The sequence below is a fragment of the Corynebacterium tuberculostearicum genome, from assembly GCF_016894265.1.
Taxonomy (GTDB): Bacteria; Actinomycetota; Actinomycetes; order Mycobacteriales; family Mycobacteriaceae; genus Corynebacterium; species Corynebacterium tuberculostearicum_D.
This window is the reverse complement of the sequence record NZ_CP069791.1, coordinates 1,781,904-1,808,289: the sequence shown is the minus strand read 5'-3', so window position 1 is coordinate 1,808,289 and position 26,386 is coordinate 1,781,904. Positions and strand designations below refer to the sequence as shown.

The 26,386-nt window shown below is 56.8% G+C and carries 21 protein-coding genes and 3 rRNA genes; all 24 read left to right on the top strand.

Going from position 1 to position 26,386, the window contains the following annotated elements; genetic code table 11:
• Positions 1-88 precede the first annotated feature (88 nt).
• The 24 genes from I6J28_RS08650 (at position 89) to recN (ending at position 26,377) form a co-directional block, all read left to right on the top strand.
• Positions 89-541 (top strand): TM2 domain-containing protein, encoded by a 453-nt coding sequence (locus tag I6J28_RS08650; protein WP_204609207.1) that lies wholly within the window; start codon positions 89-91, stop codon positions 539-541.
• Between the two features lie 107 nt (positions 542-648).
• Positions 649-1,452 (top strand): TrmH family RNA methyltransferase, encoded by an 804-nt coding sequence (locus I6J28_RS08645; protein WP_204609205.1) that lies wholly within the window; start codon positions 649-651, stop codon positions 1,450-1,452.
• A gap of 103 nt (positions 1,453-1,555) precedes the next feature.
• Positions 1,556-2,602, top strand: coding sequence for a phenylalanine--tRNA ligase subunit alpha (gene pheS, locus I6J28_RS08640; protein ID WP_204609203.1), 1,047 nt, complete (start codon positions 1,556-1,558; stop codon positions 2,600-2,602).
• A 24-nt stretch (positions 2,603-2,626) separates the two neighbouring features.
• Complete coding sequence (gene pheT, locus I6J28_RS08635) at positions 2,627-5,140, top strand: phenylalanine--tRNA ligase subunit beta (protein ID WP_204609201.1); 2,514 nt, start codon at positions 2,627-2,629, stop codon at positions 5,138-5,140.
• A 147-nt stretch (positions 5,141-5,287) separates the two neighbouring features.
• A complete protein-coding gene (locus tag I6J28_RS08630) occupies positions 5,288-5,614 on the top strand; it encodes an aminotransferase class III-fold pyridoxal phosphate-dependent enzyme (RefSeq protein ID WP_239454585.1) in 327 nt (108 codons plus the stop codon).
• Positions 5,611-6,531 (top strand): ornithine carbamoyltransferase, encoded by a 921-nt coding sequence (gene argF / locus I6J28_RS08625; RefSeq protein ID WP_204609197.1) that lies wholly within the window; start codon positions 5,611-5,613, stop codon positions 6,529-6,531. The genes I6J28_RS08630 and argF overlap by 4 nt, the downstream gene beginning before the upstream one ends.
• Positions 6,532-6,534: 3 nt before the next feature.
• The gene (locus I6J28_RS08620) at positions 6,535-7,017 is read left to right on the top strand and encodes an arginine repressor (protein WP_204609194.1); all 483 of its coding nucleotides are present in this window, start codon (positions 6,535-6,537) and stop codon (positions 7,015-7,017) included.
• An 81-nt stretch (positions 7,018-7,098) separates the two neighbouring features.
• On the top strand, positions 7,099-8,319 hold the full coding sequence (locus I6J28_RS08615; protein ID WP_150850449.1) for an argininosuccinate synthase: 1,221 nt from the start codon (positions 7,099-7,101) through the stop codon (positions 8,317-8,319).
• 6 nt (positions 8,320-8,325) lie between these two features.
• Entirely contained in the window at positions 8,326-9,756 is a 1,431-nt protein-coding gene (gene argH, locus I6J28_RS08610) for an argininosuccinate lyase (protein ID WP_204609191.1), read from the top strand.
• Positions 9,757-9,974: 218 nt separating this feature from the next.
• A complete protein-coding gene (locus tag I6J28_RS08605) occupies positions 9,975-11,492 on the top strand; it encodes an amino acid permease (RefSeq protein ID WP_204609189.1) in 1,518 nt (505 codons plus the stop codon).
• A 19-nt stretch (positions 11,493-11,511) separates the two neighbouring features.
• On the top strand, positions 11,512-12,549 hold the full coding sequence (locus I6J28_RS08600; protein ID WP_204609187.1) for an ornithine cyclodeaminase: 1,038 nt from the start codon (positions 11,512-11,514) through the stop codon (positions 12,547-12,549).
• Positions 12,550-12,605: 56 nt separating this feature from the next.
• Positions 12,606-12,779 carry a Trm112 family protein gene (locus I6J28_RS08595; RefSeq protein WP_005323252.1) on the top strand — a complete coding sequence of 58 codons (174 nt, stop codon included), beginning with the start codon at positions 12,606-12,608 and terminating at the stop codon, positions 12,777-12,779.
• A 23-nt stretch (positions 12,780-12,802) separates the two neighbouring features.
• Positions 12,803-14,062, top strand: a complete 1,260-nt coding sequence (tyrS, locus tag I6J28_RS08590; RefSeq protein ID WP_204609185.1) for a tyrosine--tRNA ligase — start codon at positions 12,803-12,805, stop codon at positions 14,060-14,062.
• A 626-nt stretch (positions 14,063-14,688) separates the two neighbouring features.
• Positions 14,689-16,206: ribosomal RNA gene (locus I6J28_RS08585) — 16S ribosomal RNA — on the top strand.
• Positions 16,207-16,659: 453 nt separating this feature from the next.
• Positions 16,660-19,727 (top strand): 23S ribosomal RNA (locus I6J28_RS08580).
• A 125-nt stretch (positions 19,728-19,852) separates the two neighbouring features.
• Positions 19,853-19,970 (top strand): 5S ribosomal RNA (gene rrf, locus I6J28_RS08575).
• The 16S, 23S and 5S rRNA genes sit together here, the layout of an rRNA operon.
• A 214-nt stretch (positions 19,971-20,184) precedes the next feature.
• Entirely contained in the window at positions 20,185-20,634 is a 450-nt protein-coding gene (locus tag I6J28_RS08570; RefSeq protein ID WP_204609183.1) for a hypothetical protein, read from the top strand.
• A gap of 2 nt (positions 20,635-20,636) precedes the next feature.
• The gene (locus I6J28_RS08565; RefSeq protein ID WP_204609181.1) at positions 20,637-20,996 is read left to right on the top strand and encodes a hypothetical protein; all 360 of its coding nucleotides are present in this window, start codon (positions 20,637-20,639) and stop codon (positions 20,994-20,996) included.
• A gap of 79 nt (positions 20,997-21,075) precedes the next feature.
• Entirely contained in the window at positions 21,076-21,888 is an 813-nt protein-coding gene (locus I6J28_RS08560) for a tetratricopeptide repeat protein (RefSeq protein WP_239454584.1), read from the top strand.
• Positions 21,885-22,868 (top strand): HAD-IIA family hydrolase, encoded by a 984-nt coding sequence (locus I6J28_RS08555; RefSeq protein ID WP_204609179.1) that lies wholly within the window; start codon positions 21,885-21,887, stop codon positions 22,866-22,868. The genes I6J28_RS08560 and I6J28_RS08555 overlap by 4 nt, the downstream gene beginning before the upstream one ends.
• Complete coding sequence (locus I6J28_RS08550) at positions 22,859-23,020, top strand: hypothetical protein (protein ID WP_005324658.1); 162 nt, start codon at positions 22,859-22,861, stop codon at positions 23,018-23,020. Before I6J28_RS08555 ends, I6J28_RS08550 begins: the two co-directional genes overlap by 10 nt.
• Positions 23,020-23,826, top strand: coding sequence for a TlyA family RNA methyltransferase (locus tag I6J28_RS08545; RefSeq protein ID WP_204609176.1), 807 nt, complete (start codon positions 23,020-23,022; stop codon positions 23,824-23,826). Before I6J28_RS08550 ends, I6J28_RS08545 begins: the two co-directional genes overlap by 1 nt.
• Positions 23,823-24,707: an NAD kinase gene (locus I6J28_RS08540; protein WP_204609174.1), complete on the top strand. Its 885-nt coding sequence runs from the start codon at positions 23,823-23,825 to the stop codon at positions 24,705-24,707. Before I6J28_RS08545 ends, I6J28_RS08540 begins: the two co-directional genes overlap by 4 nt.
• On the top strand, positions 24,707-26,377 hold the full coding sequence (recN, locus tag I6J28_RS08535; protein ID WP_204609172.1) for a DNA repair protein RecN: 1,671 nt from the start codon (positions 24,707-24,709) through the stop codon (positions 26,375-26,377). The genes I6J28_RS08540 and recN overlap by 1 nt, the downstream gene beginning before the upstream one ends.
• Positions 26,378-26,386 lie beyond the last annotated feature (9 nt).

Sequence of the window (26,386 nt, the reverse complement as noted above, 5' to 3'; positions counted from 1 at the left end):
TACACTCTATCTGTCTAGTGAGCTCGGTCTCGCATGCTACATTGAGTCCAGACCACGAGTGACCCCGAGACCAAGGAGCAGATTCCCTGTGACAAACCCAAATGGTAGCTACCAACCAGAAAATGGCGAGTATTCTGGCCAGTCCTATGACAACAACCAGGGGCAGCAGTACAACCCCTATAACCAGCAGGCCGGTTACCAGCCGCAGTACAACCAGGGCTATGCACCACAACCGAATATGGGTTCCTATCCGGTGCAGCAGCAGTATGTGGCGCAGGGACAGCAAAAGTCTTGGATTGCGACTTTGCTTCTGTGCTTCTTCTTGGGCTCCTTCGGCGCGCATAACTTCTATACCGGCCGCACGACCTTCGGCGTAGCGCAGCTGGTGCTTAATATCCTGGGCTGGGCTACTTTCTGGTTCTTGCTCGGATTCGCGTTTTGGGCCATCCTCGGAATCTGGGTCTTCATTGAGTTCATCATGATCATTGCCGGCGCCGGAGATTACGATAAGGACGCCCGCGGCGTGCCACTAGCTAAGTAGCACTCAACATTGTGATCCTGTTGCCACACGGGCAACAGGATTTTTGTTTTGCATACGCAGCTGGGTCTGAGTCTGGGGCTAGGCAACTAGTAGGTAGGGTAGGAGCCATGAATTTGGATTTTGACTCTGCCTTTACTGAACGCACCCCGCGCATTGTTAACGCAGCCAAGCTGCACCGTGCGGCTAACCGGAAAAAGGCGAAGCAATTCCTGATTGAGGGAGAAAACGCCGTAGATGCCGCGGTGTCTACTGGCGCTGCTGTCGATGTTTTCGTCACTGAAAAGGCCGCAGAACGCTTCGGTGACATTATTACCGCCTGTGGATACATGGGAGTGTACGTACATCCCATCACCGATAAAGCGGCTAAGCATTTATCTGATACCGCCACTACCACGGGGCTTTTCGCGCTGTGCAAGCCGGTCCTGTGGTCCGCGGGCAAAATCCTTAACGGCAAGCCAAGTTTGGTTTCTGTTCCCGTGCTTACTTCGGAGCCGGGCAATGCAGGCACGTTGATTAGAACTTCCGACGCCATGGGCGCAGACGGAGTAATTTTTGCGGGCGAGACTGTCGACCCGCTCAGCTGCAAGGTTGCGCGCGCTTCGGCTGGCTCGCTGTTTCATGTCCCGGTAGCGCGAGACCCCAATATTAAGGATGTCTTGGGGCAGCTGCGTAAGTCGGGAATGCAGATCGTGGCGACGGCTGCCGATGGCGAGGTAGACCTAGCCGAGGCAGATTTGTCTCAGCCAACGGCGTGGCTCTTTGGCAACGAGGCGCATGGGCTCGGCGAATTGCTGGAAGAGGCTGACATGCGGGTGCGTATTCCGCTGCGCGGCCGCGCGGAGTCACTCAACCTGGCAACAGCCGCCAGCATTTGTCTTTATGAGTCCGCAAAGGCCCAAGAGCGAAGCTAAGTAGAACCCCGAATGAAAAGGGGGTCCCTGGGGCGGTCGGGCTAGCCGGGACAGAGTAAGATTGCACGCGTTAGTTTTCGCGCGAGAAGAAGGTACGAAGTACGTGTCCGATACACCGCAGATCGAATTGACCGAAGAGGCTCTTGGGGCCGCGGCCGATAAGGCTATCGCAGCCTTCGACGCAGCCGAAACGCTCGATGAGCTGGCTGCAGCCCGCCGCGAGCACCTAGGAGATGGCGGCTATATTCCGCAGGCTCGCCAGTCATTGGGGCAGCTGCCCAAGGAACAGCGCAAGAGTGCTGGCAAGGCTGTCAACATGGCCCGCGGCAAGATGGAAAAGCGCTTTGCCCAGGTTAAGGATGTCTTGGAGCAAAAGGCTCGCGAGGAGCAGTTGCGAGCAGAGACCGTTGACGTCACCATTCCCACCACTCGCACCCAGACTGGTGCTCTTCACCCAATTACCGCATTGTCTGAGCGCATTGCGGATATTTTCGTCGGCATGGGCTGGGAAATCGCGGATGGCCCCGAGGTCGAGGCAGAGTACTTTAACTTCGACGCTTTGAACTTTAAGCCGGACCACCCAGCACGTACCCTGCAGGATACGTTCCACGTCTCCGGCGAGGGCTCTAAGCAGGTGCTACGCACGCACACCTCCCCAGTACAGGTGCGCACGATGCTGGAGCGCGATGTGCCGCTGTATATCGCTTGCCCCGGCCGCGTATTCCGCACCGATGAGCTGGATGCCACCCACACCCCGGTTTTCCACCAGGTAGAAGGTTTGGCCGTGGATAAGGGCCTGACCATGGCTCACCTGCGCGGCACCCTGGAGCACTTGGCCAAGGTCCTGTTCGGTCCGGAGACCACGACGCGCATGCGCGTGAATTACTTCCCGTTCACCGAGCCCTCTGCCGAGGTTGATGTGTGGTTCCCCAATAAGAAGGGCGGCGCCGGTTGGATCGAGTGGGGCGGCTGCGGCATGGTGAACCCCAATGTGCTGCGCGCCGTAGGCGTTGACCCAGAGGAATACACGGGCTTTGCCTTCGGCATGGGCCTCGAGCGCACGCTGCAGTTCCGCAATGGCTTGACCGATATGCGCGACATGGTCGAAGGCGATGTCCGCTTCACCGTGCCGTTTGGCGTACAGGCCTAAAACCCAGAAAGGATAGACACACTAATGCTTATTTCCCAAGACTGGGTCATCCGCATCCTGGGCGCTAAGAACCCTGGTTGGAACGTTTCCGCTGCCGATATGGACTCCGGATTCGTGCGCGTCGGTTTTGAAACCGAGGGCTACGCTGCCGTTCCGGAGAGCACCGGTCCGCTGGTCATCGGCCAGGTGGTAGAGATCGAGGAACTTACGCAGTTCAAAAAGCCCATCCGCTACTGCCAGGTAAATGTAGGCCAGGCTAATGGCACGGGCGAGCTGCAGGGCATCATTTGCGGTGCTCGTAATTTCCGTTTGAATGACTATGTCGTTGTGGCGCTTCCGGGCTCGGAGCTTCCTGGCGACTTCAAGATTGCGGCGCGCGAGACTTACGACCACATCTCTAATGGCATGCTGTGCTCCGGCGCTGAGCTCGGTTTGGGCGCACAGGCTAACGGAATCATCGTCTTGGGCGATGACGTCGCCGATAAGGTAGGCGAGGATGCTCGCCCGGTTATTGGGCTGCATGATACCGACTTTGACGTCAACATCACCCCGGATCGCGGCTACGCCCTGTCCGCGCGTGGTTTGAGCCGTGAGATTGCCTCCGCTTTCGATCTAGAATTTGCCGATATTGCCGAAGACCCGTCCGTTGCTGGCATTGATACCTCTTCTGTTCCAGCGGCGCAGGGCTCGCTTATCGACGTCACTCTCAACCCCGAGACCAAGGCGCAGCGTTTCGGCCTCCGCAAGGTCAGCGGCATCGACCCGCAGGCACGCACCCCGTTCTGGCTAGAGCGCGAGCTCATGCTCTGCGGCCAGCGCAGCGTAAACCTGCCCACGGACATTACTAACTACGTGATGCTGCTTTTGGGTGCCCCGATGCATGCCTTTGACGCCAACGTTATCCAAGGAAATCTCGTTGTCCGCAATGCCGACGAAGGCGAGAAGTTTGAGACCTTGGATCACGTAAAGCGGGAGCTTTCTGCAGAAGATGTGGTTATCTGCGATGACAACGGCATCCAGTCGCTGGCCGGTGTCATGGGCGGTACTACCTCCGAAATCTCGGCGGAGACCACTGATGTGGTCTTCGAATCCGCTATCTGGGATCCGATTACCGTGGCGCGCACCTCCCGCCGCCATAAGCTGTCTTCTGAATCCTCGCGTCGCTTCGAGCGCGGCGTGGACCCTGCGATTGTCGAGGTCGCTCTGGACACCGCCTGTGCGCTCTTGCAGCAGCTGGCGGGTGGCACCATTGAGGAAGGCCGGACGCTTATCGGGGACGTCGCCAAGCGCGAGCCCATTGCCCTGCGCACCGCAAAGGCTAGCGAGTATGCCGGCGTTGACTACTCCCGTGAGACTGTTATTTCCCGCCTCGAGGAAGTCGGCTGCACTGTTGCCGATGAGGGTGAAATGCTGCAGGTAACGCCCGCTACGTGGCGCACCGATATCTCCATGGATGTTGACCTCATTGAGGAGGTCCTACGTCTTGAGGGCTTGGAAGACATTCCTACCGTCCTGCCTACTCCCGCAGGCGGTCGCGGCTTAACGCCAGCGCAGAAGCGTCGCCGCGCAATTGGTCACGGACTGGCCTATGCCGGTTATGCAGAGGTATTGCCGGCCCCGTTCGTGGCGAACGACACCTTTGATGTGTGGGGCTTGGACAAGGATGATGCTCGCCGCCGCACCGTAGAGGTCCAGAACCCGCTTGAGGCCGACAAGCCCATATTGTCCACGACGCTGCTTCCGAACATGCTGGAGGCCATCGGCCGCAATGTTGCGCGTGGCCGCAGCGACCTCGCCCTATATGGGCTGCAGCAGGTGGCATTCAAGCGCGCCGAGGCCTCGCCTATGCCTTCCGTGGAGCAGCGACCTTCTGAGCAGGTTGTTTCCGAACTTCTGGATACCCTTCCTGAGCAGCCGCTGCACGTTGCAACGGTGGCCACCGGCAATATTGAGCATGAGGGCCCGTGGGGCGAGGGTCGCGCATATAGCTACGCCGACGCCATCGAATCCGCCCGCCAGGTCGCTCGCGCCGCCGGTGTGGATATCGAGCTGGAGGCCGCGCACGTTCTTCCCTGGCACCCAGGCCGGTGTGCTGCCGTGAAGGTGGCTGGCACCGATGTGGTCTTGGGCCATGCCGGTGAGCTTCACCCGCAGGTTCTGGAAGCGCTGAACTTGCCGGCGCGTACTTGCGCTATGGAGCTGGACGTTACCGCTATGCCATTGGAAGAGAAGTTCCCTGCGCCGGTACTGTCCTCCTTCCCAGCGTTGCACCAGGACATTGCGCTCGTGGTGGATGAAGACGTCCCAGCAGAGCGCGTGCGCGCCACCGTGGAAGAGGGGGCGGGCGAACTCATCGAGTCCGTCGAGCTCTTCGACATTTTCCGTGGCGAGCAATTGGGGGAGGGCAAGAAGTCCTTGGCCTTCCAGCTGCTGTTCCGCGCAGCGGATCGCACGTTGACCGATGAGGAGGTCAACGAGCACCGCACGGCCGCAGCGGAGCTGGCTAAGCAGCGCTTGGGCGCAGAGATGCGCGCATAGCTAGGCCCTAGGAAGGGGCGGTGAGATTTACCTCACCGCCCCTTTTTTCATGCAATTTTTCATTTCTGGTGCTGCATTAACCAGGGAATATCCCCAATTTACATGAATAGCATACGGTCGAGTGTATTTATTGCTATAGTCGCCCCTATGACGATTTCAGTAGCAATAGCAGGCGCCACCGGATACGTGGATGCGGAATTTCTTGCGGAAGTTACTCATAAGGGTGACTATCTGCGGCAAGAGGTTGAAAAATTGCCGCTTGTAGAACGCGTACGCGGCCGCGGCCTGATGCTCGACATTGTTTTAGCGGAACCAGTGGCTAAGCAGGCCGTGCGCGACGGACTTGCACAAGGGCTCATCCTCAACGCGCCCAGTGAGAATGTACTCCGCCTCACCCCACCCTTGGTTATTTCCCACAACGAACTAGACACAGCACTGACAACACTTCGGACGATAATGGAGGAGCTGGCATGAGCCTGCGACACTTTCTGGCTGACGACGATCTCAGCCCACAAGAACAAGCAACCATTTTGGACCTAGCTGAAAAGCTCAAGAAGGATCCCTTTGCGGAGCGCCCACTAGAGGGGCCAAAGACCGTGGCGGTGCTCTTTGATAAAACGTCTACGCGTACCCGCTTTTCCTTTGAAACCGCAGTAGCGAATATGGGCGGCAAGGGCATTACCGTCGATACTTCTACGACTCAGATGGGCAAAGGGGAGTCCTACCAAGACACGGCCGCGGTGCTTTCGCGGTACGTGGAGGCAATCGTGTGGCGCACCTTTGACCATGACAACCTTCTCCAGATGGTGGAGACTACTACCGTTCCTCTGGTCAATGCGCTTTCCGACGACCTGCATCCCTGCCAGATTCTGGCTGACCTGTTGACCTGTCGTGAGAATTTGGGTGACCTCAAAGGCAGAAAGGCCGTCTACTTGGGCGATGGCGATAATAATATGGCTAACTCCTACATGATTGGTTTTGCCACGGCCGGCATGGACGTCTCCATTATCGCGCCCGAGGGATTCCAGCCGCGCCAGGAATTCGTCGACCGCGCGCGCAAGCGGGGCAACATCACCATTACTGATGACGTGGATGAAGTTGCAGGCGCAGACGTAGTCATTACAGATACGTGGATCTCTATGGGGCAGGACAATGATGGCCGCGATAGGCGTACGCCATTCCTGCCATATCAGGTTGATTCGACCATAATGAGCAAAGCGCATAAGGATGCAATATTCTTACATTGTTTGCCGGCGTACCGTGGAAATGAGGTCACGGCTGAGGTAATTGATGGGCCACAGTCGCTCGTCTTTGATGAAGCGGAGAACCGCCTGCATGCGCAGAAAGCGCTTCTTGTCTGGTTGCTCGAAATAAATAAGGAGATCAACTAAGTAATGAACACCCCGACCACCCGCAATGCTCGGCAGGCCAAGATCCTAGAGATTTTGGATCGCAATCGCGTCACCAGCCAGGTGCAACTATCCGAGCTTCTTCTCGCAGACGGCATCGACATCACGCAGGCCACCTTGTCCCGTGACTTGGATGAGTTGGGAGCGAAGAAGGTAAAACGTGATGGTGGTCGTTCCTACTACGTGGTCGGCGGTGAACTGGAGCAATTTGAAGACCAAGTGGGCGGCCCCCGTGAAAAGCTGCGCCGCATGCTCGATGAGCTGGTGGTATCCCATGATTCTTCCGGCAATATAGCCATGCTGCGCACTCCAGCCGGTGCGGCCCAGTACCTTGCCAGCTTTATTGACAGGGTGGGGCTGCACGATGTCATCGGTTGCATCGCCGGAGATGACACCATCTTCGTCTTGGCGCGCGAGGGTGTCACGGGGGAAGATCTGGCAGTGACACTTACCACGCGGAATATTTAGACGGCGGTGGTGGCAATCCTGACCACCATCGTATATTATGTACTTAGATGAATTGTTTCCAATAGAACAAGGAGATTAACCATGTCCGCACGCGTAGTCTTGGCCTACTCTGGTGGCCTTGATACTTCCGTTGCCATCCCATACCTGGCAAAAATGACCGGTGGTGACGTTGTCGCCGTTTCCCTGGATCTGGGTCAGGGTGGCGAAGATATGGAATCGGTTCGCCAGCGTGCACTTGACTGCGGTGCCGTAGAGTCCATCGTTATCGATGCCAAGGATGAGTTTGCAGAGGAGTACTGCGTTCCCACCATCAAGGCAAACGGCATGTACATGAAGCAGTACCCGCTGGTATCGGCTATTTCCCGCCCCCTCATTACCAAGCACTTGGTAAAGGCCGCGCAGGAATTCGGCGGCACCCACGTCTCCCACGGCTGCACCGGCAAGGGCAATGACCAAGTACGCTTCGAGGTTTCCTTCCGCGCCCAGGATCCTTCCCTCGAAATTATCGCCCCTGCACGCGATTATGCCTGGACCCGCGATAAGGCCATTGCCTTCGCGGAAGAGATCAACCTGCCGATTGAGCAGTCCGCTTCCTCGCCATTTTCCATCGATCAGAACCTGTGGGGCCGCGCGGTAGAGACCGGATTCCTCGAGGATCTGTGGAACCCGCCAACGAAGGACCTCTACGCCTATACCGAGGACCCGGGCCTGGGTAATGCCCCGGATGAAATCATCATCTCCTTTGAGAAGGGTATCCCGGTGGCAGTCGATGGCCAGAAGATGTCCCCGCTGCAGATTATTGAAGAGGTCAACCGCCGCGCTGGTGCGCAGGGCATTGGCCGTCTGGATATGGTGGAGGACCGCTTGGTGGGCATTAAGTCCCGTGAGGTCTATGAGGCTCCGGGCGCCATGGTCCTCATCCAGGCCCACGAGGCGCTGGAGGATGTCACCGTGGAGCGTGAGTTGGCCCGCTACAAGCGCTTGACCGATGCCCGCTGGTCCGAGGAGGTCTATGACGGCCTCTGGCACTCGCCGCTGAAGCGTTCCCTGGATGCCTTCGTTGAGGAGTCCCAAGAGAACGTCACCGGCGATATCCGCCTGAGCATGCATGCCGGTACCGCCACGGTCACCGGACGCCGTTCCGGCCAGTCGCTGTATTCCTTCGACCTGGCTACTTATGACACTGGCGATACCTTCGACCAGACCGCGGCTAAGGGCTTCGTGCAGCTGCACGGCCTGTCCACCCAGATCTCCAACCAGCGTGATCGCGACGGTGGCTTCCCCACCAGCGCGCAGAAGTAGGAGCACATGGAACCGCATAAGACTAATGAGGGTGCCCTATGGGGCGGCCGCTTTTCCGGCGGACCGTCTGAGGCGATGTTTGCCCTCTCTGTATCCACTCACTTTGACTGGGTGCTGGCACCATATGACGTCCTAGCCTCCAAGGCGCATGCCAAGGTGCTGCACAAAGCGGGCTTGCTTTCCGACGTCGACTTGGACACCATGCTCTCCGGCCTCACCGAGCTAGGGGAGAAGGTGGCCTCCGGTGAGTTCCGCCCAGCACCAACGGACGAGGACGTCCACGGTGCGATGGAGCGCGGGCTCATCGAGATTGTCGGCCCAGAGGTAGGCGGTCGCCTGCGCGCCGGCCGTTCCCGTAATGACCAGGTCGCAACCCTGTTTCGCATGTGGGTACGTGATGCCATTCGCGATACCGCGGCTCAGGTGAGTGACTTGGTGGATGCCTTGGCCGATCAGGCCGCTGCCCATCCGGACGCCATCATGCCGGGCAAAACCCATTCGCAGGCGGCACAGCCAGTTCTGTTGGCGCATGAACTTTTGGGGCATGCGCAGCCACTTCTGCGCGATATCGAGCGACTGCAGGACCTGGATAAGCGCTTGGCGGTATCGCCCTACGGCTCTGGCGCTCTAGCCGGCTCCTCCTTGCAACTGGATCCGGAAGCCATTGCGGAAGAGCTCGGCTTCGATGCCGCCGCAGAGAACTCCTTGGATGGCACTGCGGCTCGTGACTTCGCCTCCGAAACCGCATTCGTGCTGGCCCAGATTGCCGTCGACATGTCCCGACTTTCGGAAGAAATTATCTATTGGTGCACGCCGGAATACGGATACGTCACCCTTGATGATGCATGGTCGACCGGCTCGTCCATCATGCCGCAGAAGAAGAATCCGGACGTGCCGGAGCTTACCCGCGGCAAGTCCGGCCGCCTTATCGGTAACCTCACTGGCCTCCTGTCTACGCTGAAGGCACAGCCGCTGGCCTATAACCGCGACCTGCAGGAAGATAAGGAGCCCATCGTGGATTCCGTGGCGCAACTTAACCTGCTGCTGCCGGCAATGACCGGGCTGGTGTCCACGCTGACTTTCCACGAGGACCGCATGCGTGAACTTGCCCCGCGCGGGTTCACGCTGGCTACCGACTTGGCCGAATGGATGGTTCGCCAAGGCGTTCCTTTCCGCGAGGCACACGAAGCGTCCGGCGCCTGCGTGCGCATCGCTGAGGAGCGAGGCGTCGACCTGGTGGAGCTCACCGAAGAGGAATTGGCGGGCGTCGACAAGCGGCTTAAGCCTAGCGTGCGTGAAGTGCTCACTATCGACGGGGCAGTGGCCTCTCGTGCCACCAAGGGCGGAACCGCTGGTGTCCGCGTGGCTGAGCAGCGCGAGACTGTCCGCGAGCGTGCCGCAGCTGCCCGCACATGGGCGCAGAAGCCGCTGCGCTAGTTCTCGGCGCTCTTTAAAACCGCATGGTCGCTGGCCATGCGGTTCTTTTATATCTCGCTGCGGGGGTGGGAGATTGACCCCCATTCCCAACCTGTCAACTGCGTTGTTGAACACAATGGGGGTAGTGGTGACATGGGTAACAGTGTGGTGCGTTAGTATTCTTGCAGGGAATGTGACCTAACAGACTCGTTCACCGTAATGAAAGGACGATCTCTCCTATGACAGTAAATTCTCCGCCCACTCCAGCTGGGCCACACGAGAATGAAAAGGCAGTCTACGCTTCGGAAGACCATGGCCTGCAAAAGGGAATGGGCAATCGCCAGCTGCAGATGATTGCCATCGGTTCCGCAATCGGTACCGGCCTTCTCCTGGGCACCGGCGGCCGCCTGCAGGACGCAGGCCCCTTCCTCGCCGTGCTGTACCTCGTATGTGGCTTCTTCGGCTACATCATCTTGCGCTCACTTGGCGAGCTCATCGTCTATCGCCCCAGCTCCGGCTCCTTCGTGTCCTATGCCCGCGAGTTTTATGGCGAGAAGACAGCTTTCGTCACCGGCTGGTTGTACTGGGGAAACTGGGCCATGACTCTAGTGGCGGATGGCACGGCCGTCGCCATTTACATCAAATGGTTTAGCCAATACACCTCGTGGCTCGATTCCGTCCCGCAGTGGTTACTTGCGCTCGTGGTCATCTGCGGCATTCTCGTGTTCAATATGCTCTCGGTGAAGATCTTCGGCGAGCTGGAGTACTGGTTCTCCTTGATTAAGATCGTCGCGCTGATCATCTTCATGTTGGTAGCCATCGGCGTCCTCATCTTTGGCCACCCGAGTGGCGACCCGACCGGCTTTAGTCTCATTTCTGACACCGGCGGCTGGTTACCTAATGGCTTGATGCCAGCCGTGATCGTCGTCCAGGGCGTCGTCTTCGCCTATGCCGGCATTGAGCTCGTTGGTACCACTTCCGGCGAGACCAAGAATGTAGAAAAGCACATTCCGCGTGCAGTCAACAACGTGCTGCTGCGCATCCTTATTTTCTACTTCGGCTCCGTGCTGCTGCTCACGCTCGTGCTGCCGTACACCACTTACGTTGCTGATGTGTCGCCATTTGTGACCTTCTTTGAGTCCCTTGGCGTAGGAGCGGCAGCTCCGATTTTCCAGCTTGTCGTTATCACCGCTGCGATTTCCTCGCTCAACGCCGGCCTGTATTCCACCGGCCGCATTATGTACAACATGTCCACTTCCGGCTCCGGCCCGAAGTTCGGCGCTCGCATGTCCAAGTCTGGCGTGCCCTACGGCGGCATCGTCATGGCGGCCATGGTGGGCTTGGTAGGCGTCTTCCTCAACTATGTGGTGCCGGAGATGGCGTTTGAAATCGTGCTCAACCTGGCAGCCTTGGGTACATTGGCGTCCTGGGCGGCAGTTGCGATCTCGCACCTCAAGTTTGTGCGCCTGGCCAAGAGCGGAAGCTACACCCGACCGGGATACCGCTCGCCGTTTGGCGAAGGCGGAGACTGGGCCGTACTCATCTTCATCGGCCTGGTCATTATCCTGATGGCCTTTGATTATCCAATCGGTACCTATGCGCTGGCATCCACTCTGCTCCTCGTTCCGGTCTTTATGGCAATGTGGTACGCATGGCGCGACCGCATCCGTACTATCGCGGAAGAGAGGAAGGCGAAGCACTTACCGACTTCCAGCTTCCCGGCCGCACCGCAAACAGACCTTCACCCGAAGAACTAAATCTAAGAAAGGACTTTTTATGAACCACGCAGTTAAGTTCGTAGACGTAGAAAATATGGCGCGCTGGATTCAGCGCGAAGGCGTAGAAAACATCATTACCGGAATGGTGGACTACCTCGAGGTCGACTACCGCGAGTGGGAGCGCTTTGACAAGATTCCGCGCGTTGCTTCCCACACCCCGTTCGGAGTCATTGAGCTTATGCCTACGTCCAACGGTAAGGAGTACTCCTTCAAGTACGTCAACGGTCACCCGTCCAATCCGGCCCGCGGTTTCCAGACCGTTACTGCCTTTGGCGTGCTTGCCGACGTCGACAATGGTTACCCCACCTTCGAAGCCGAGATGACGCTGCTTACCGCACTGCGTACCGCCGCGACCTCCGCCATGGTGGCAAAGCACTTGGCACGCAAGGATTCCAAGCGCATGGCCATGGTCGGTGCCGGTTCCCAGTCCGAGTTCCAGGCGCTTGGCTTCCGCGGAGTGATGGATATCGAGGACATCACCATTTATGACATCGATCCTGAGGCGGTAGAGAAGTTCAAACGCAACCTGGAGCCGCTGGGCTTTAACATCACCGCCTGCTCCAGCGTCGACGAGGCGGTTCTGGGTGCAGACATCATCACCACCTGTACCGCAGACAAGGCGCAGAACCAGATTCTGGCTGAGCGCCACGTCGCCCCAGGCGTACACCTCAATGCCGTTGGTGGCGACTGCCCGGGCAAGACCGAGCTGGAGAGCTCCATCCTGGACAAGTCCAAGGTCTTCGTAGAGTTCCCAGAGCAGACCCGCATCGAAGGTGAAATCCAGCAGAAGCCGGAAGACTTCCCGGTTGTCGAGTTCTACCAGGTGCTCACCGGTCAGGCCACCGGCCGCGATGACGACGAGCAGATCACGCTCTTCGACGATGTCGGATTCGCTATCAACGACTTCTCCGCCCTGCGTTACCTGCGCGATTCCGTCAAGGGCACGGACTTGGAGTCTGAGATCGACATCATCGCCAACCCGGATGACCCGAAGGATCTCTTCTCCCTGGTTGCAAACGTTCCATCCCTGCTCTAAGTCGAAGGTGGGGTAGAGGGATCCAACTTCTTCCTCTACCCGCTAAGATAAGACGCATGAGTCTTGACCCGAAGTTGCTAGAGGTCCTTGTCTGCCCGCAAGACAAGGGCCCTTTGACATATCTGGAAGATAAACAGGTCCTCGTCAACGAGCGGCTGGGCATTGCCTATCCCATTGAGGATGACATCCCCGTGATGCTTGTAGACCACGCCCAGAAATGGCCAGCTTAACTTCGACTTTTAGAAAGACCCCCATGAATATCATCGATGAACTGCAATGGCGCGGACTGATCAATCAGTCCACCGATCTTGAGGCCCTGCGCGAGGCATGTGAGAACTCCATCGCGCTGTACTGTGGGTTCGACCCCACGGGCGACTCCCTCCATGCAGGCCACTTGGTCCCACTTATCATGCTGCGCCGCTTCCAAAACGCCGGCCACCACCCAATCGCATTGGCGGGTGGCGCAACTGGCTTTATTGGTGATCCGCGCGACGTCGGCGAGCGCTCCATGCTGAGCGAGGAAGACTTGGCCCACAACCTTGAAGCCATCAAGGGGCAACTGCGTCGCTTCATCGATTTCGACGGCGAGCAGGCTGCCACCATGGTCAATAACGCCGATTGGACCATGAACATGTCCGTCATCGACTTTTTGCGTGACGTAGGAAAGAACTTCTCCCTTAATACGATGCTGGATCGCGATACCGTCAAGCGGCGCCTCGAGGGCGACGGCATTTCCTACACCGAGTTTTCCTACATGCTCCTGCAGTCCAATGACTTCGTGCAGCTCCGGCGCGAGCGCGATTGCGTATTGCAGATCGGCGGCGGTGACCAGTGGGGCAATATCGTCTCTGGCGTAGACCTAAACCGTCGTATCGATGGCGCCAAGGTCCATGGCCTTACGGTGCCTCTGGTTACCGACGCCTCCGGACAGAAGTTCGGCAAGTCCACTGGCGGCGGAAAGCTTTGGCTCGATCCGGAAAAGACTTCCGCATACTCCTGGTACCAGTACTTCCTCAATGCCGGTGACTCTGTAGTCATCGACTACCTGCGCTGGTTCACCTTCCTGACGCAGGAGGAAATCGCCGAATACGAGCGTGCGGTAGAAGAAGAGCCTTATAAGCGCGCCGCTCAGCGCCGCCTGGCGCAAGAGATGACCGATCTGGTTCACGGTGAAGAGGCAACCAAGGCTGTCGAGCTTGCCGCTCAGGCGCTATTCGGTAAGGCGGAACTCTCCGAGCTTGATGAGAAGACCCTTGCCGGCGCGCTCGCTGAAACCACCGTCGCGGAAATTGCCGCCGGCGAACCGCGCACCATTGTTGACCTACTGGTGGCCAGCGGGTTGGCTGATTCCAAGGGTGCTGCTCGCCGCACCATCAAGGAAGGCGGCGCATACGTGAATAACCAGCGCATCGAATCGGCCGAATGGGAGCCGTCTGCAGAAGACCTCCTGCATGACAGCTGGCTCGTTCTGCGTCGAGGCAAGAAGAACTTCGCTGGCGCTAAGTTGAGTTAAATAGCTGGAGATGACGTCCCTTCCACTCGTTGGAAGGGCGTCATTTTTCATTTTTATATTCTGTCCTGCAGGTTTGTGTTGTGTGGTTGTGGTGGACTACATTAATCGAAGTCGCCGCGAGGTAGCCGGGAGGTTACTTTTGAGCGAATTTCGTGCGGACTTGGTTCAAGGATTTGACAGTGTTCATTAAGTTGAGTAGGTTTGTACGAGCCGCCAACGAGAGGTTAACGGTAGGTTAATTTTTGTGGTGTGCGGATGATGTTTGAGAACTCAATAGTGTGCCAATGTACTTTTTATTTTTTGTGTGCATGGTTGTGTGTTGATTGGTTTGTCTGCCAGCAGGCTTAGTGGTTTGTTGGTTGGTGTGTGCCGGTTGGGTATGTGGAACACGTACTTATTTGAATGCTGTTTGGTGTTTCGGCTGCATTGAGATGGATTGGTTGGCATGTGATTGTGTTCAACTTTTTTGGTTTCCTTATTTTTGACCCCGTCGGGTTGAGGGAACTTATTTTTTCTTTGTAGTAATTTTTGGACGCCAGCACAGGCTTTTGTGGTTTGTGGTGGTTTGTTCTTTTGTTGGGTTTCGGGCTTTTCACGGCCTGTTTCGGATGTTGTTCTGAAATTTTTTTGTGGAGAGTTTGATCCTGGCTCAGGACGAACGCTGGCGGCGTGCTTAACACATGCAAGTCGAACGGAAAGGCCCTGCTTGCAGGGTACTCGAGTGGCGAACGGGTGAGTAACACGTGGGTGATCTGCCCTGCACTTCGGGATAAGCCTGGGAAACTGGGTCTAATACCGGATAGGAGCCATTTTTAGTGTGATGGTTGGAAAGTTTTTTCGGTGTAGGATGAGCTCGCGGCCTATCAGCTTGTTGGTGGGGTAATGGCCTACCAAGGCGGCGACGGGTAGCCGGCCTGAGAGGGTGGACGGCCACATTGGGACTGAGATACGGCCCAGACTCCTACGGGAGGCAGCAGTGGGGAATATTGCACAATGGGCGCAAGCCTGATGCAGCGACGCCGCGTGGGGGATGACGGCCTTCGGGTTGTAAACTCCTTTCGCTAGGGACGAAGCTTTTTGTGACGGTACCTAGATAAGAAGCACCGGCTAACTACGTGCCAGCAGCCGCGGTAATACGTAGGGTGCGAGCGTTGTCCGGAATTACTGGGCGTAAAGGGCTCGTAGGTGGTTTGTCGCGTCGTCTGTGAAATTCCGGGGCTTAACTCCGGGCGTGCAGGCGATACGGGCATAACTTGAGTACTGTAGGGGTAACTGGAATTCCTGGTGTAGCGGTGAAATGCGCAGATATCAGGAGGAACACCGATGGCGAAGGCAGGTTACTGGGCAGTTACTGACGCTGAGGAGCGAAAGCATGGGTAGCGAACAGGATTAGATACCCTGGTAGTCCATGCCGTAAACGGTGGGCGCTAGGTGTGAGGGTCTTTTCACGACTTTCGTGCCGTAGCTAACGCATTAAGCGCCCCGCCTGGGGAGTACGGCCGCAAGGCTAAAACTCAAAGGAATTGACGGGGGCCCGCACAAGCGGCGGAGCATGTGGATTAATTCGATGCAACGCGAAGAACCTTACCTGGGCTTGACATACACCGGATTGGGCTAGAGATAGTCTTTCCCTTTGTGGCTGGTGTACAGGTGGTGCATGGTTGTCGTCAGCTCGTGTCGTGAGATGTTGGGTTAAGTCCCGCAACGAGCGCAACCCTTGTCTTATGTTGCCAGCATTTGGTTGGGGACTCATGAGAGACTGCCGGGGTCAACTCGGAGGAAGGTGGGGATGACGTCAAATCATCATGCCCCTTATGTCCAGGGCTTCACACATGCTACAATGGTCGGTACAACGCGCAGCGACACTGTGAGGTGGAGCGAATCGCTGAAAGCCGGCCTTAGTTCGGATTGGGGTCTGCAACTCGACCCCATGAAGTCGGAGTCGCTAGTAATCGCAGATCAGCAATGCTGCGGTGAATACGTTCCCGGGCCTTGTACACACCGCCCGTCACGTCATGAAAGTTGGTAACACCCGAAGCCGGTGGCCCAAACTTGTTAGGGAGCCGTCGAAGGTGGGATCGGCGATTGGGACGAAGTCGTAACAAGGTACCCGTACCGGAAGGTGCGGGTGGATCACCTCCTTTCTAAGGAGCTTTTATTATTCGGGTGCAGTTGCACCCTGTGGTTGGTTGAGTATGCGAGTGTCATGCTGCCAGCGTTTATTATTGAAAAATTGTCCGGGTGAAACACACACCTGATGAGGCAAGACCAAGTGTTTGAATGGCGCTTTGTGACACACGTTGTCCGTGCACAGTGAAAAATAATGTTGTTTGTATGTTGGTGCATTGTTGGGTGTCTGGGGCATTATCCCCCTTTTTTGTGCCTGACCATAAGGCTTGCTGACACTGTGTGTGTTGGTGAGGTGTGGTTGGGGTGTTGTGTGAGAACTGTATAGTGGACGCGAGCATTAAACACGCACGGATGGATTGCTTTTGTGGTTTGTTTGTGTGTGTTTGTGTGATTTCTTTTTTCTTTAATCAATTTTTTGTCAAGTTCACTTGTGTGGCCATCTGCGCTTTTTGGTGTGGGTGGTTTGTGTGTTCGTTATTAAGGGCGCATGGTGGATGCCTTGGCATGCTGAGCCGATGAAGGACGTGAAAGGCTGCGTTAAGCCTCGGGGAGTTGTCAATTAAGCGTTGATCCGAGGATGTCCGAATGGGGAAACCTGGCCCTGGTTATGTGGGGTTACCCTTCAGTGAATTCATAGCTGTTGTGGGGGTTTACGCGGGGAAGTGAAACATCTCAGTACCCGTAGGAGGAGAAAATAATAATGATTCTGCTAGTAGTGGCGAACGAACGTGGATGAGGCTAAACCGTGTGCATGTGATACCTGGTAGGGGTTGTGTGTGCGGTGTTGTGGGCCCCAATGGGCGGTGACTACCATCATCGTGCTCGTGTGTTGTTGTTAGGTGAAGTGGTTTGGAATGGCCTGCCGGAGAAGGTGAGAGTCCTGTAGTTGAAGACAATGGCATGTGGGTTGTTGGGTTGCCCGAGTAGCAGCGGGCTCGTGGAATCTGTTGTGAATCTGCCGGGACCACCCGGTAAGCCTAAATACTCAGTGTGACCGATAGTGTATGAGTACCATGAGGGAATGGTGAAAAGTACCCCGGGAGGGGAGTGAAATAGTTCCTGAAACCATGTGCTTACAATCCGTCAGAGCACCGTTTGTGTGTGATGGCGTGCCTTTTGAAGAATGAGCCTGCGAGTCAGCGGCATGTCGCGAGGTTAACCCGTGTGGGGTAGCCGTAGGGAAACCGAATCCTAATGGGGTGTATAGTGGCATGTCCTGGACCCGAAGCGGGGTGATCTACCCATGGCCAGTGTGAAGCAGCTGTAAGAGGTTGTGGAGGCGCGAACCCACGTAGGTTGAAAACTGCGGGGATGAGCTGTGGGTAGGGGTGAAAGGCCAATCAAACTCCGTGATAGCTGGTTCTCCCCGAAATGCATTTAGGTGCAGCGTCGTATTATAGCTTGGTGGAGGTAGAGCGACTGGTTGGTTGAGCGGGACTACAATCTTAGCAATGTCAGCCAAACTCCGAATGCCACTAATTGTGTTGTACGGCAGTGAGACTGTGGGGGATAAGCTTCATAGTCGAGAGGGAAACAGCCCAGATCGCCGGTTAAGGCCCCTAAGGGTGTACTAAGTGGAAAAGGATGTGGGATCGCGAAGACAGCCAGGAGGTTGGCTTAGAAGCAGCCATCCTTGAAAGAGTGCGTAATAGCTCACTGGTCGAGTGGTTCTGCGCCGACAATTCAGTGGGGCTCAAGTACACCGCCGAAGCCGCGGCAAACATTTTTTGTTTGGGTAGGGGAGCGTCGTGCATGGGTTGAAGCGTTACCGTAAGGAGGCGTGGACTGTGTGCGAGTGAGAATGCAGGCATGAGTAACGAATTGATAGGTGAGAATCCTATCCGCCGGATGACTAAGGGTTCCTGGGTCAAGTTCGTCTTCCCAGGGTGAGTCGGGACCTAAGGCGAGGCCGACAGGCGTAGTCGATGGATAACCAGTTGATATTCTGGTACCCGTACATGCGCGCCCATGATAAAGCACTGATACTAACCACCGCGGATGCACTGCTAGTCTTCTTTGAAGATTGGTGGTGTTGATGTCGTGGGGCCTGATGTGTGGTTCAAGTGATGGGGTGACGCAGTGAGGTAGCCACGCCACTTATTGGATTGGTGGTGTAAGCGTGCAGATCGTGTGGTAGGCAAATCCGCCACACATTTGGTTGAGACGTGATGCGTAGACCCAATGGGGTTGATGGTGGTGATCCTGTACTGTCGAGAAAAGCCTCTAGCGATGTGTGTGTATGGCCCGTACCCTAAACCGACACAGGTAGTCAGGTTGAAAATACTAAGGCGTTCGGGTGAACTGTGGTTAAGGAATTCGGCAAAATGCCCCCGTAACTTCGGGAGAAGGGGGGCCCCACGGTGTGAGCATCCTTGCGGTGTTAAGCGTTGTGGGGTCGCAGAGAATAGAGGGAAGCGACTGTTTATCAAAAACACAGGTCCATGCGAAGACGTTAAGTTGATGTATATGGACTGACGCCTGCCCGGTGCTGGAAGGTTAAGAGGACCGGTTAGTAGTCTTTGACTGCGAAGCTGAGAATTTAAGCCCCAGTAAACGGCGGTGGTAACTATAACCATCCTAAGGTAGCGAAATTCCTTGTCGGGTAAGTTCCGACCTGCACGAATGGCGTAACGACTTCTCTGCTGTCTCAACCACAGGCCCGGTGAAATTGCACTACGAGTAAAGATGCTCGTTACGCGCGGCAGGACGAAAAGACCCCGGGACCTTCACTATAGCTTGGTATTGGTGTTTGGTTCGGTTTGTGTAGGATAGGTGGGAGACAAAGAAGCTATCACGCTAGTGGTGGTGGAGTCGTTGTTGAAATACCACTCTGATCGGATTGAGCATCTAACCTTGGCCCATGATCTGGGTTGGGGACAGTGCCTGGTGGGTAGTTTAACTGGGGCGGTTGCCTCCCAAAATGTAACGGAGGCGCCCAAAGGTTCCCTCAGCCTGGTTGGCAATCAGGTGGTGAGTGTAAGTGCACAAGGGAGCTTGACTGTGAGACAGACATGTCGAGCAGGGACGAAAGTCGGGACTAGTGATCCGGCACCTACTTGTGGATGTGGTGTCGCTCAACGGATAAAAGGTACCCCGGGGATAACAGGCTGATCTTCCCCAAGAGTCCATATCGACGGGATGGTTTGGCACCTCGATGTCGGCTCGTCGCATCCTGGGGCTGGAGTAGGTCCCAAGGGTTGGGCTGTTCGCCCATTAAAGCGGCACGCGAGCTGGGTTCAGAACGTCGTGAGACAGTTCGGTCTCTATCCGCCGCGCGCGTTGAAACTTGAAGAAAGCTGTCCCTAGTACGAGAGGACCGGGACGGACGTACCTCTAGTGTGCCAGTTATCCCGCCAGGGGTATCGCTGGTTGGCTACGTACGGAAGGGATAACCGCTGAAAGCATCTAAGCGGGAAGCCTGTTTTAAGATGAGGTTTCGTTAAGGTCCCCTAAAGACGATAGGGTAGATAGGCCAGACCTGGAAGCACTGTAAGGTGTGAAGGCTACTGGTACTAATTGACCACAACAAACACCAACACACTCCGTGTATTGGCAAAACAACAAGATGAAGAAACAGTCACTGTCGTGACCGCGTCCACTATGCAGTATCTGACACAACACCCGAAAGCACACCTAAGGGCCTGAATGCTTCGTATGTTTGTCGGTGGTCAATAGCTGCAGGGAAACGCCCGGTCCCATTCCGAACCCGGAAGCTAAGCCTGCACACGCTGATGGTACTGCAACCGGGAGGTTGTGGGAGAGTAAGTCACCGCCGACACCAAACAACAAAAACAACAAAATACCGTAATGATGAAGCCGTAGAAGACAACGCACACTATAAAGTGCCAAAGTCTTCTACGGCTTCATTTGTGGTTTTACCGCGGTTGTACGGGAAGCCGGCTTGAGGAATATTCCGAATGATGCCCCGAAGGGCGCACTTTTTCTTTGCATCATTGCTATGCTTGCTCACTCGACAGTTTGGGAGGAAACTCATGTGGTTCGATGGCTATCATCGGCAATTTGGAAAGCGCCTGGAAGAGTTTCGCGCGGTTGCTATTCCCGCGATGCTCGCGGAGCTATCGCCGGAGCAGGAAGAACAAGTCACCCAGGGCTCTAAAGAATTTCCGTTCGACGCGGTGCTAGACGTCTTAAACTCCAAGCACAGCTACGAGGACAAGGTTTCCCGAATACTGGCTATCAGCGGTACATGGATGAATGCTGCTTCCGGTAGCCAGTGGGCTCTAGGCCCATTGAGCAGCACAGCATACTCCGAACGGGTAGGGATAGGGGTTAGATGGGGCGAGATTGCATTCTCACCGTTGTTGAATGTCGCAGAAAACCTTATTGATGCGTATCCGACTTGGCCAGGCGTGCTCAGGGAATTCGCTGAGAATCAAGAATTTAACCGTGACTATTTTTCGCAGCGGCTTAAGGAGATTTAACGGTGTCTTCCTTCTCTTCTGAAAGACCGCTAGATAATTCTGGAATTAGGGTCTTATTCGGTATCGGTACTGCGCTGCCGGGCTCTTTGCTCTTGTCTGTTTCGTGTGAAGGTGGCAGTGAGGGCTGGTGGGATGCTGCGACTGGTGCAGTTTTGATTGTGTGTGCAGTGATTCTTCTCGGTTGGGCTGCATTGAGGAAGGCGGTGCGTCGTCAAGCGCTGTGGGGCCTGCTATTTGTTGTCTACGGCGCGCTAGGCGCGCTACTTGTTCCTGGTGGTAGCATCCGTTTCGTCACGGTGTGCCTTTGGGTTGGTTTGATGAGTAATGCTTGGGTTACACTGCGGCAACCCGTCAGGATCTAAATTCCGGCTTTTTGTTTGCGGGTTGTAGAATAGGGCCGGTATTTCTGTGCTAGTTCCAACCAAGGAAGGGTAGGGCTGAATGTCGGAGCGCAATCACAACGGGCGCGGTGGACGTGACCGCAAGCCACGCAATAACAAAGGCCGTGATTTTAAGGGCGATTCCCGCAAGAAGAAGTCTTTTTCGCCGCAGCGCTCCGGTTACCGTGAGGAACGCATTAACCGTCGCATGAGCGACCCAGACATCCCGGCTGAGGTCGATGTTAACGACCTAGACCCGATGGTTCTGCAGGACCTGAAGTCGCTATCGAAGGAGAACTCCGAGGCCGTCGCTAAGCATATGATCATGGCTGCGACCTGGATGGAGGATGATCCTAAGCTCGCATTGCGGCATGCGCGTGCCGCTAAAGACCGCGCTGGCCGCGTCGCAATTGCCCGCGAAGTCAACGGAATCGCTGCGTATCGCGCCGGCGAGTGGAAAGAAGCTTTGGCTGAGCTGCGTGCCGCGCGCCGCATTTCCGGTGGCCCCGGAATGCTCGCAGTCATGGCTGATTGCGAGCGCGGCTTGGGCCGCCCGGAGAAGGCGCTGGAGCTAGGCCGTGCGGAGGAAGCATCGGAACTTGATGAAGAGTCGAAGATTGAGCTGGCAATTGTTTTGGCCGGCGCCCGCCTAGACATGGGTCAAGCTGAGTCGGCGGTTGTCACCATTCAGCGCGCACATCCTGACCGCGATGCCCGCGGGGTAAGCGCGTGCCGTCTCGCTTATGCCTACGGTAATGCTCTGCTTGAAGCAGGCCGAAAGGACGAGGCTCGGGACTGGTTTGAGCACGCAGTTTCTATTGATGAAGGCGACTGGACTGATGCTGCCGAGCGCCTTGAGGAGTGCAAGCAGTGACGGTTCTAAGCAAGCACGACGCTCTTCTTCTCGATCTCGATGGCACCGTGTGGGAAGGCGGTCGCCCGCTTTCTAACGTGGTGGACGTCATCAACACCTGCGGAGTGCCGGCAGTGTATGTGACCAACAATGCTTCGCGCAGCCCACAGGCAGTGGCGAAGATGCTGGAGGACATCGGGCTTACCGCGGGTACGGAACAGATCGTTACCTCTGCGCAAGCGGTCCTTCAACTAGCGGCGGAGGAGGTCCCAGCTGGGGCGAAGCTCCTTATTATCGGCGCCGATTCCCTCCGTGACTTGGCCCGGGAGATGGGCTTCAAGGTAGTTTGCAGCGCCGATGACAAGCCTGCTGCCGTAGTGCAAGGCTTTGACCGCTCGGTTGGCTGGGAACACTTGACTGAAGGTGCCTTGGCCATTCGCCAGGGGGCCAAGTTCTTTGCTTCGAATCTCGATACCTCTCTGCCAATTGAGAGAGGTCTTGCTGTGGGAAATGGTTCTCTGGTTGCCGCTATCCAGTCAGCCACTGGTGTAGAGCCGGTATCTGCTGGCAAGCCCGAGCCGGCCATGTTTACTTTTGCGGCGAAGCAAATCGGCGCGAAGAAGCCACTTGCTGTGGGTGACCGTCTGGATACTGATATTGCAGGTGGTAACTCTGCTGCAATGGATACCTTCCATGTGCTTACCGGCGTTTCTGGTGAGTTGGAGCTGATTGAAGCACCTGTGGAGGCACGCCCTAACTTTATTGGTGCAGGAATGCACGAGTTGGCCCTTCCTGTCTCTGTCGCTCGTCCCGGAGCACAGGGTGGATTTACGGCGCGGTGCGATGGCCATGACCTTCTGCTCGAGGGCGGCGACGAAAAGTCTACCTCCGTGCAGGCATTGCGCACCGTGTTGGAAGTTGCATGGGCCATGCCGTCGCCGCCGCGCTATATTCAGCCGCGTAGCGAGCGGGCGGAAAAGGTTGTTGCGCAATGGCGGTAAAGCCGCACGACTTCCGAGCCGTCAAGGAGCCGGCAGAGATCGATGCGGAAGTAGCAGAGATCCTTGGAGAAGACGCAGCGGATTTGGCCGCTGAAGTAGATCAGCTTGATCGTGCTCACAATGTGCTGCGCGATGCATTGCAGGAGAATTAATGCCCCCACAACGTCGTAGGTTAGATGCGGAGCTGGTGCGCCGAAAGATTGCGCGGTCACGTGAGCAGGCACGGGAGATGATTAAGTCCGGCCGTGTCACGGTTGGTGGCTTCAAGGCGCACAAGCCGGCGTCGATTGTAGAGCCCGAGGTTTCCATCAAGGTAGAGGAAGCTGAAGAGGACAAGTGGGCTTCCCGTGGCGCTCACAAGCTTTTGGGCGCCTTGGCGGCGTTCGACGTCGACATGAATGGTCGCATCCTCGATGCCGGCGCTTCTACCGGTGGCTTTACGGACGTGTGCCTAGAACACGGTGCGCAGGAAGTGCTGTCTGTCGACGTGGGCTATGGGCAGCTGCTCTGGCGCCTGCAAAACGATGATCGCGTCACCGTTTTAGACCGTACGAATATCCGGAATTTAACGCTGGAGCTTACCGACGGCCCCTGCGATGGCATGGTAGGCGATTTGTCCTTCATTTCCCTCCGCTTGGTATTGCCGGCCATTGTGGATTGCCTGAAGGACGGCGCTTGGCTGTTGCCTATGGTGAAGCCTCAGTTTGAAGTGGGCAAAGAGCGCCTTGGAAGCGGTGGCGTGGTTCGTTCACCGGAGCTGCGCAAAGAAGTAACCAAGGAAGTCGCTGAATTTGCGTTGTCCCTGGGGCTTAGCATGCATGGGGCTGTGGCATCCCCGCTGCCTGGGCCAAGCGGCAATGTGGAGTATTTCCTGTGGCTGAAAAAGGACGGCCAGCCCACGGATCTGGCTAGAGTGGAAGAAATGATTGACCGCGCAGTCGAGGAAGGCCCGCAATGACCCGTGAAATCCTGTTGGTGCCTCATGCCAACCGCCAGCAAAACCTGGAAGCGACGTCGCGTGCAGCTGAGCTTTTGCAAGATGCGGGAATTACCGTTCGAGTATGCGCGGACGAAAAGGTACTGCCGGGATTAAAGCATGTACCTCACACTGAAGATGCGGCCGCAGGGTGCGAATTGGTGTTGGTTTTGGGCGGCGATGGAACCTTCCTCCGTGCCGCCGACATGGCGCGTGCCGTAGATATTCCGGTGCTGGGTATCAACCTAGGCCACGTGGGATTTCTGGCCGAGTGGGAAGTCGAATCTCTCGATCAGGCCTTGGTGCGGGTCATTGAAAAGAGGTACCGCATTGAGGACCGCCTCACCATTGATGTGTCCATCTTTGATGAGGAGGGAACCCTTCTTAACCGCAGCTGGGCTTTGAACGAGGCTTCGGTAGAAAACCAAAACCGCTCCGGCGTGCTAGACGCAATCTTGGAAGTTGACCGCCGGCCGGTGTCGTCCTTTGGCTGCGATGGCGTGCTGATTTCCACTCCCACTGGATCGACTGCCTATGCGTTTTCCGCAGGTGGTCCGGTGTTGTGGCCCTCTCTGGATGCAATTTTGGTAGTGCCGAATAATGCGCATGCGCTGTTTACCAAGCCATTGGTTGTATCGCCCAATTCTTTAGTAGCCGTCGAATCGACGATGCGCACGACTCCCGCCACAGTGATTTTGGATGGCTTCCGCGAATTTGCGATGCCACCAGGGGCACGTGTGGAAGTAGTGCGAGGCGAGTGTCCGGTGCGGTGGGTACGCTTGGATGACCAACCTTTTACTGACCGTTTAGTCTCGAAGCTGCGCCTGCCCGTAGAAGGGTGGCGCGGGCCGAAGGAGAAGTAGTGCTCGTCGATATTTCCATCAATGATCTGGGCGTCATTAGCCAGAGCTCTGCGGAACTATCCGCGGGCCTTACCGTGCTTACCGGTGAAACCGGTGCGGGTAAGACTATGGTGGTTACTGGTTTGAGGCTCTTAGCCGGTGGTCGCGCGGATGCCTCTCGAGTGCGCGATGGCGCGAAAAAGGCCGCAGTGGAAGGACATTTTTCCTCCGCGAAGGATTCTATCCGCGAACTGGTGGAGTCGGTTGGCGGTGAGCCCGACGAAAATGGCGAGTATATCGTTTCACGCACGGTCTCTGCAGCGGGAAGATCGCGGGCCTATTTAGGCGGCCGTGCGGTGCCGGCTGCAACCCTGGGCGAGTTCGCGCGCGAGCTTATTACGGTCCACGGGCAGAATGACCAGCTGCGTTTGCTCGCGCCCGAGGAACAACTGGGTGCGGTTGATCGTGCGGATCCGAAATTGGCGCGTGTGCGAGAGCGCTATACCGAGGCCTTCAAACAGTGGCGCAGCCTCGCGAAGGACTATAAGAGGCGCACGGAGCAGCGCCGCGAGTTGGCGCAGGAAGTTGACCGTCTGCAATTCGCCGTCGATGAGATCGATGGCATCGCCCCAGAACCCGGCGAGGATGAGGAACTGGTGCAGCTGGTTCGCAAGCTGCAGGACGTCGATGGGCTGCGCGAGTCCGCGGAAGTTGCGTTGGCTGCGATCGACGGCACCGAGGAACTGGAAGAGGCCGCCTCGGCACTGCTAGGCCGGGCGGTTTCTGCCTTGGCGGGGTCCACCGATAAGGAACTGGCGGCCTTGGGCGAACGGCTCAGCGAGATCTCGACGCAGTTGGGCGATATCTCCGGCGAGCTCGGTGGGTATCTAGCCGGACTTCCGGCGGACCCACACCTGTTGGAAAAGTCCCTCCAGCGGCAGCAGGAATTGCGCACGTTGACTAGGAAGTACGCCGGGGATATTGATGGCGTGCTCGCTTGGCGCAATGAGGCAGCGGCAAAACTGGAGTCCATGGATACCTCCACAGAAGCCCTGGAGGAGCTAAAAAAGCAGGTTAAAGAAGCTGAATCGGTGATGATTGAGCGGGCAGGGGAGCTGACAAAGAGGCGTCGGAAAGCGGCGAAGGCTCTGGGCGAGCAGGTAACGCAGGAGCTCCACGGCTTGGCCATGCCGAATTCGACTCTGACGGTCGAGCTCACGCAGGCGAAATATTCTAAGTCCGGCGCAGACGCGGCCGAGCTGCAATTGAATGGCAAGCCGATTGCCTCTGCTGCCTCGGGCGGCGAGCTTTCCCGTGTCATGCTGGCCTTGGAGGTCGTGCTGGCGGAGGAAGACGGTGCCACCTTGGTCTTCGATGAGGTTGATGCAGGCGTGGGTGGCCGCGCAGCGGTAGAGATCGGCCGGCGCTTGGCGCGCTTGGCGGTACACAACCAAGTGATTGTGGTGACCCACTTGCCGCAGGTGGCCGCGTATGCTGATGCTCACCTGCATGTATCGAAGGAGAGATTTACCTCTGGCGTGGCCGAGCTGTCACAGGAGGAGCGCGTGGAGGAACTGGCTCGCATGCTGGCGGGGTTGGACGATACCGAGACCGGCCGCGCGCACGCGCAGGAGCTTTTTGACCGCGCACAGGAAGAAGCTTCCGCGCGCCTCACCCACTCGAAACTATAAACACGCCAC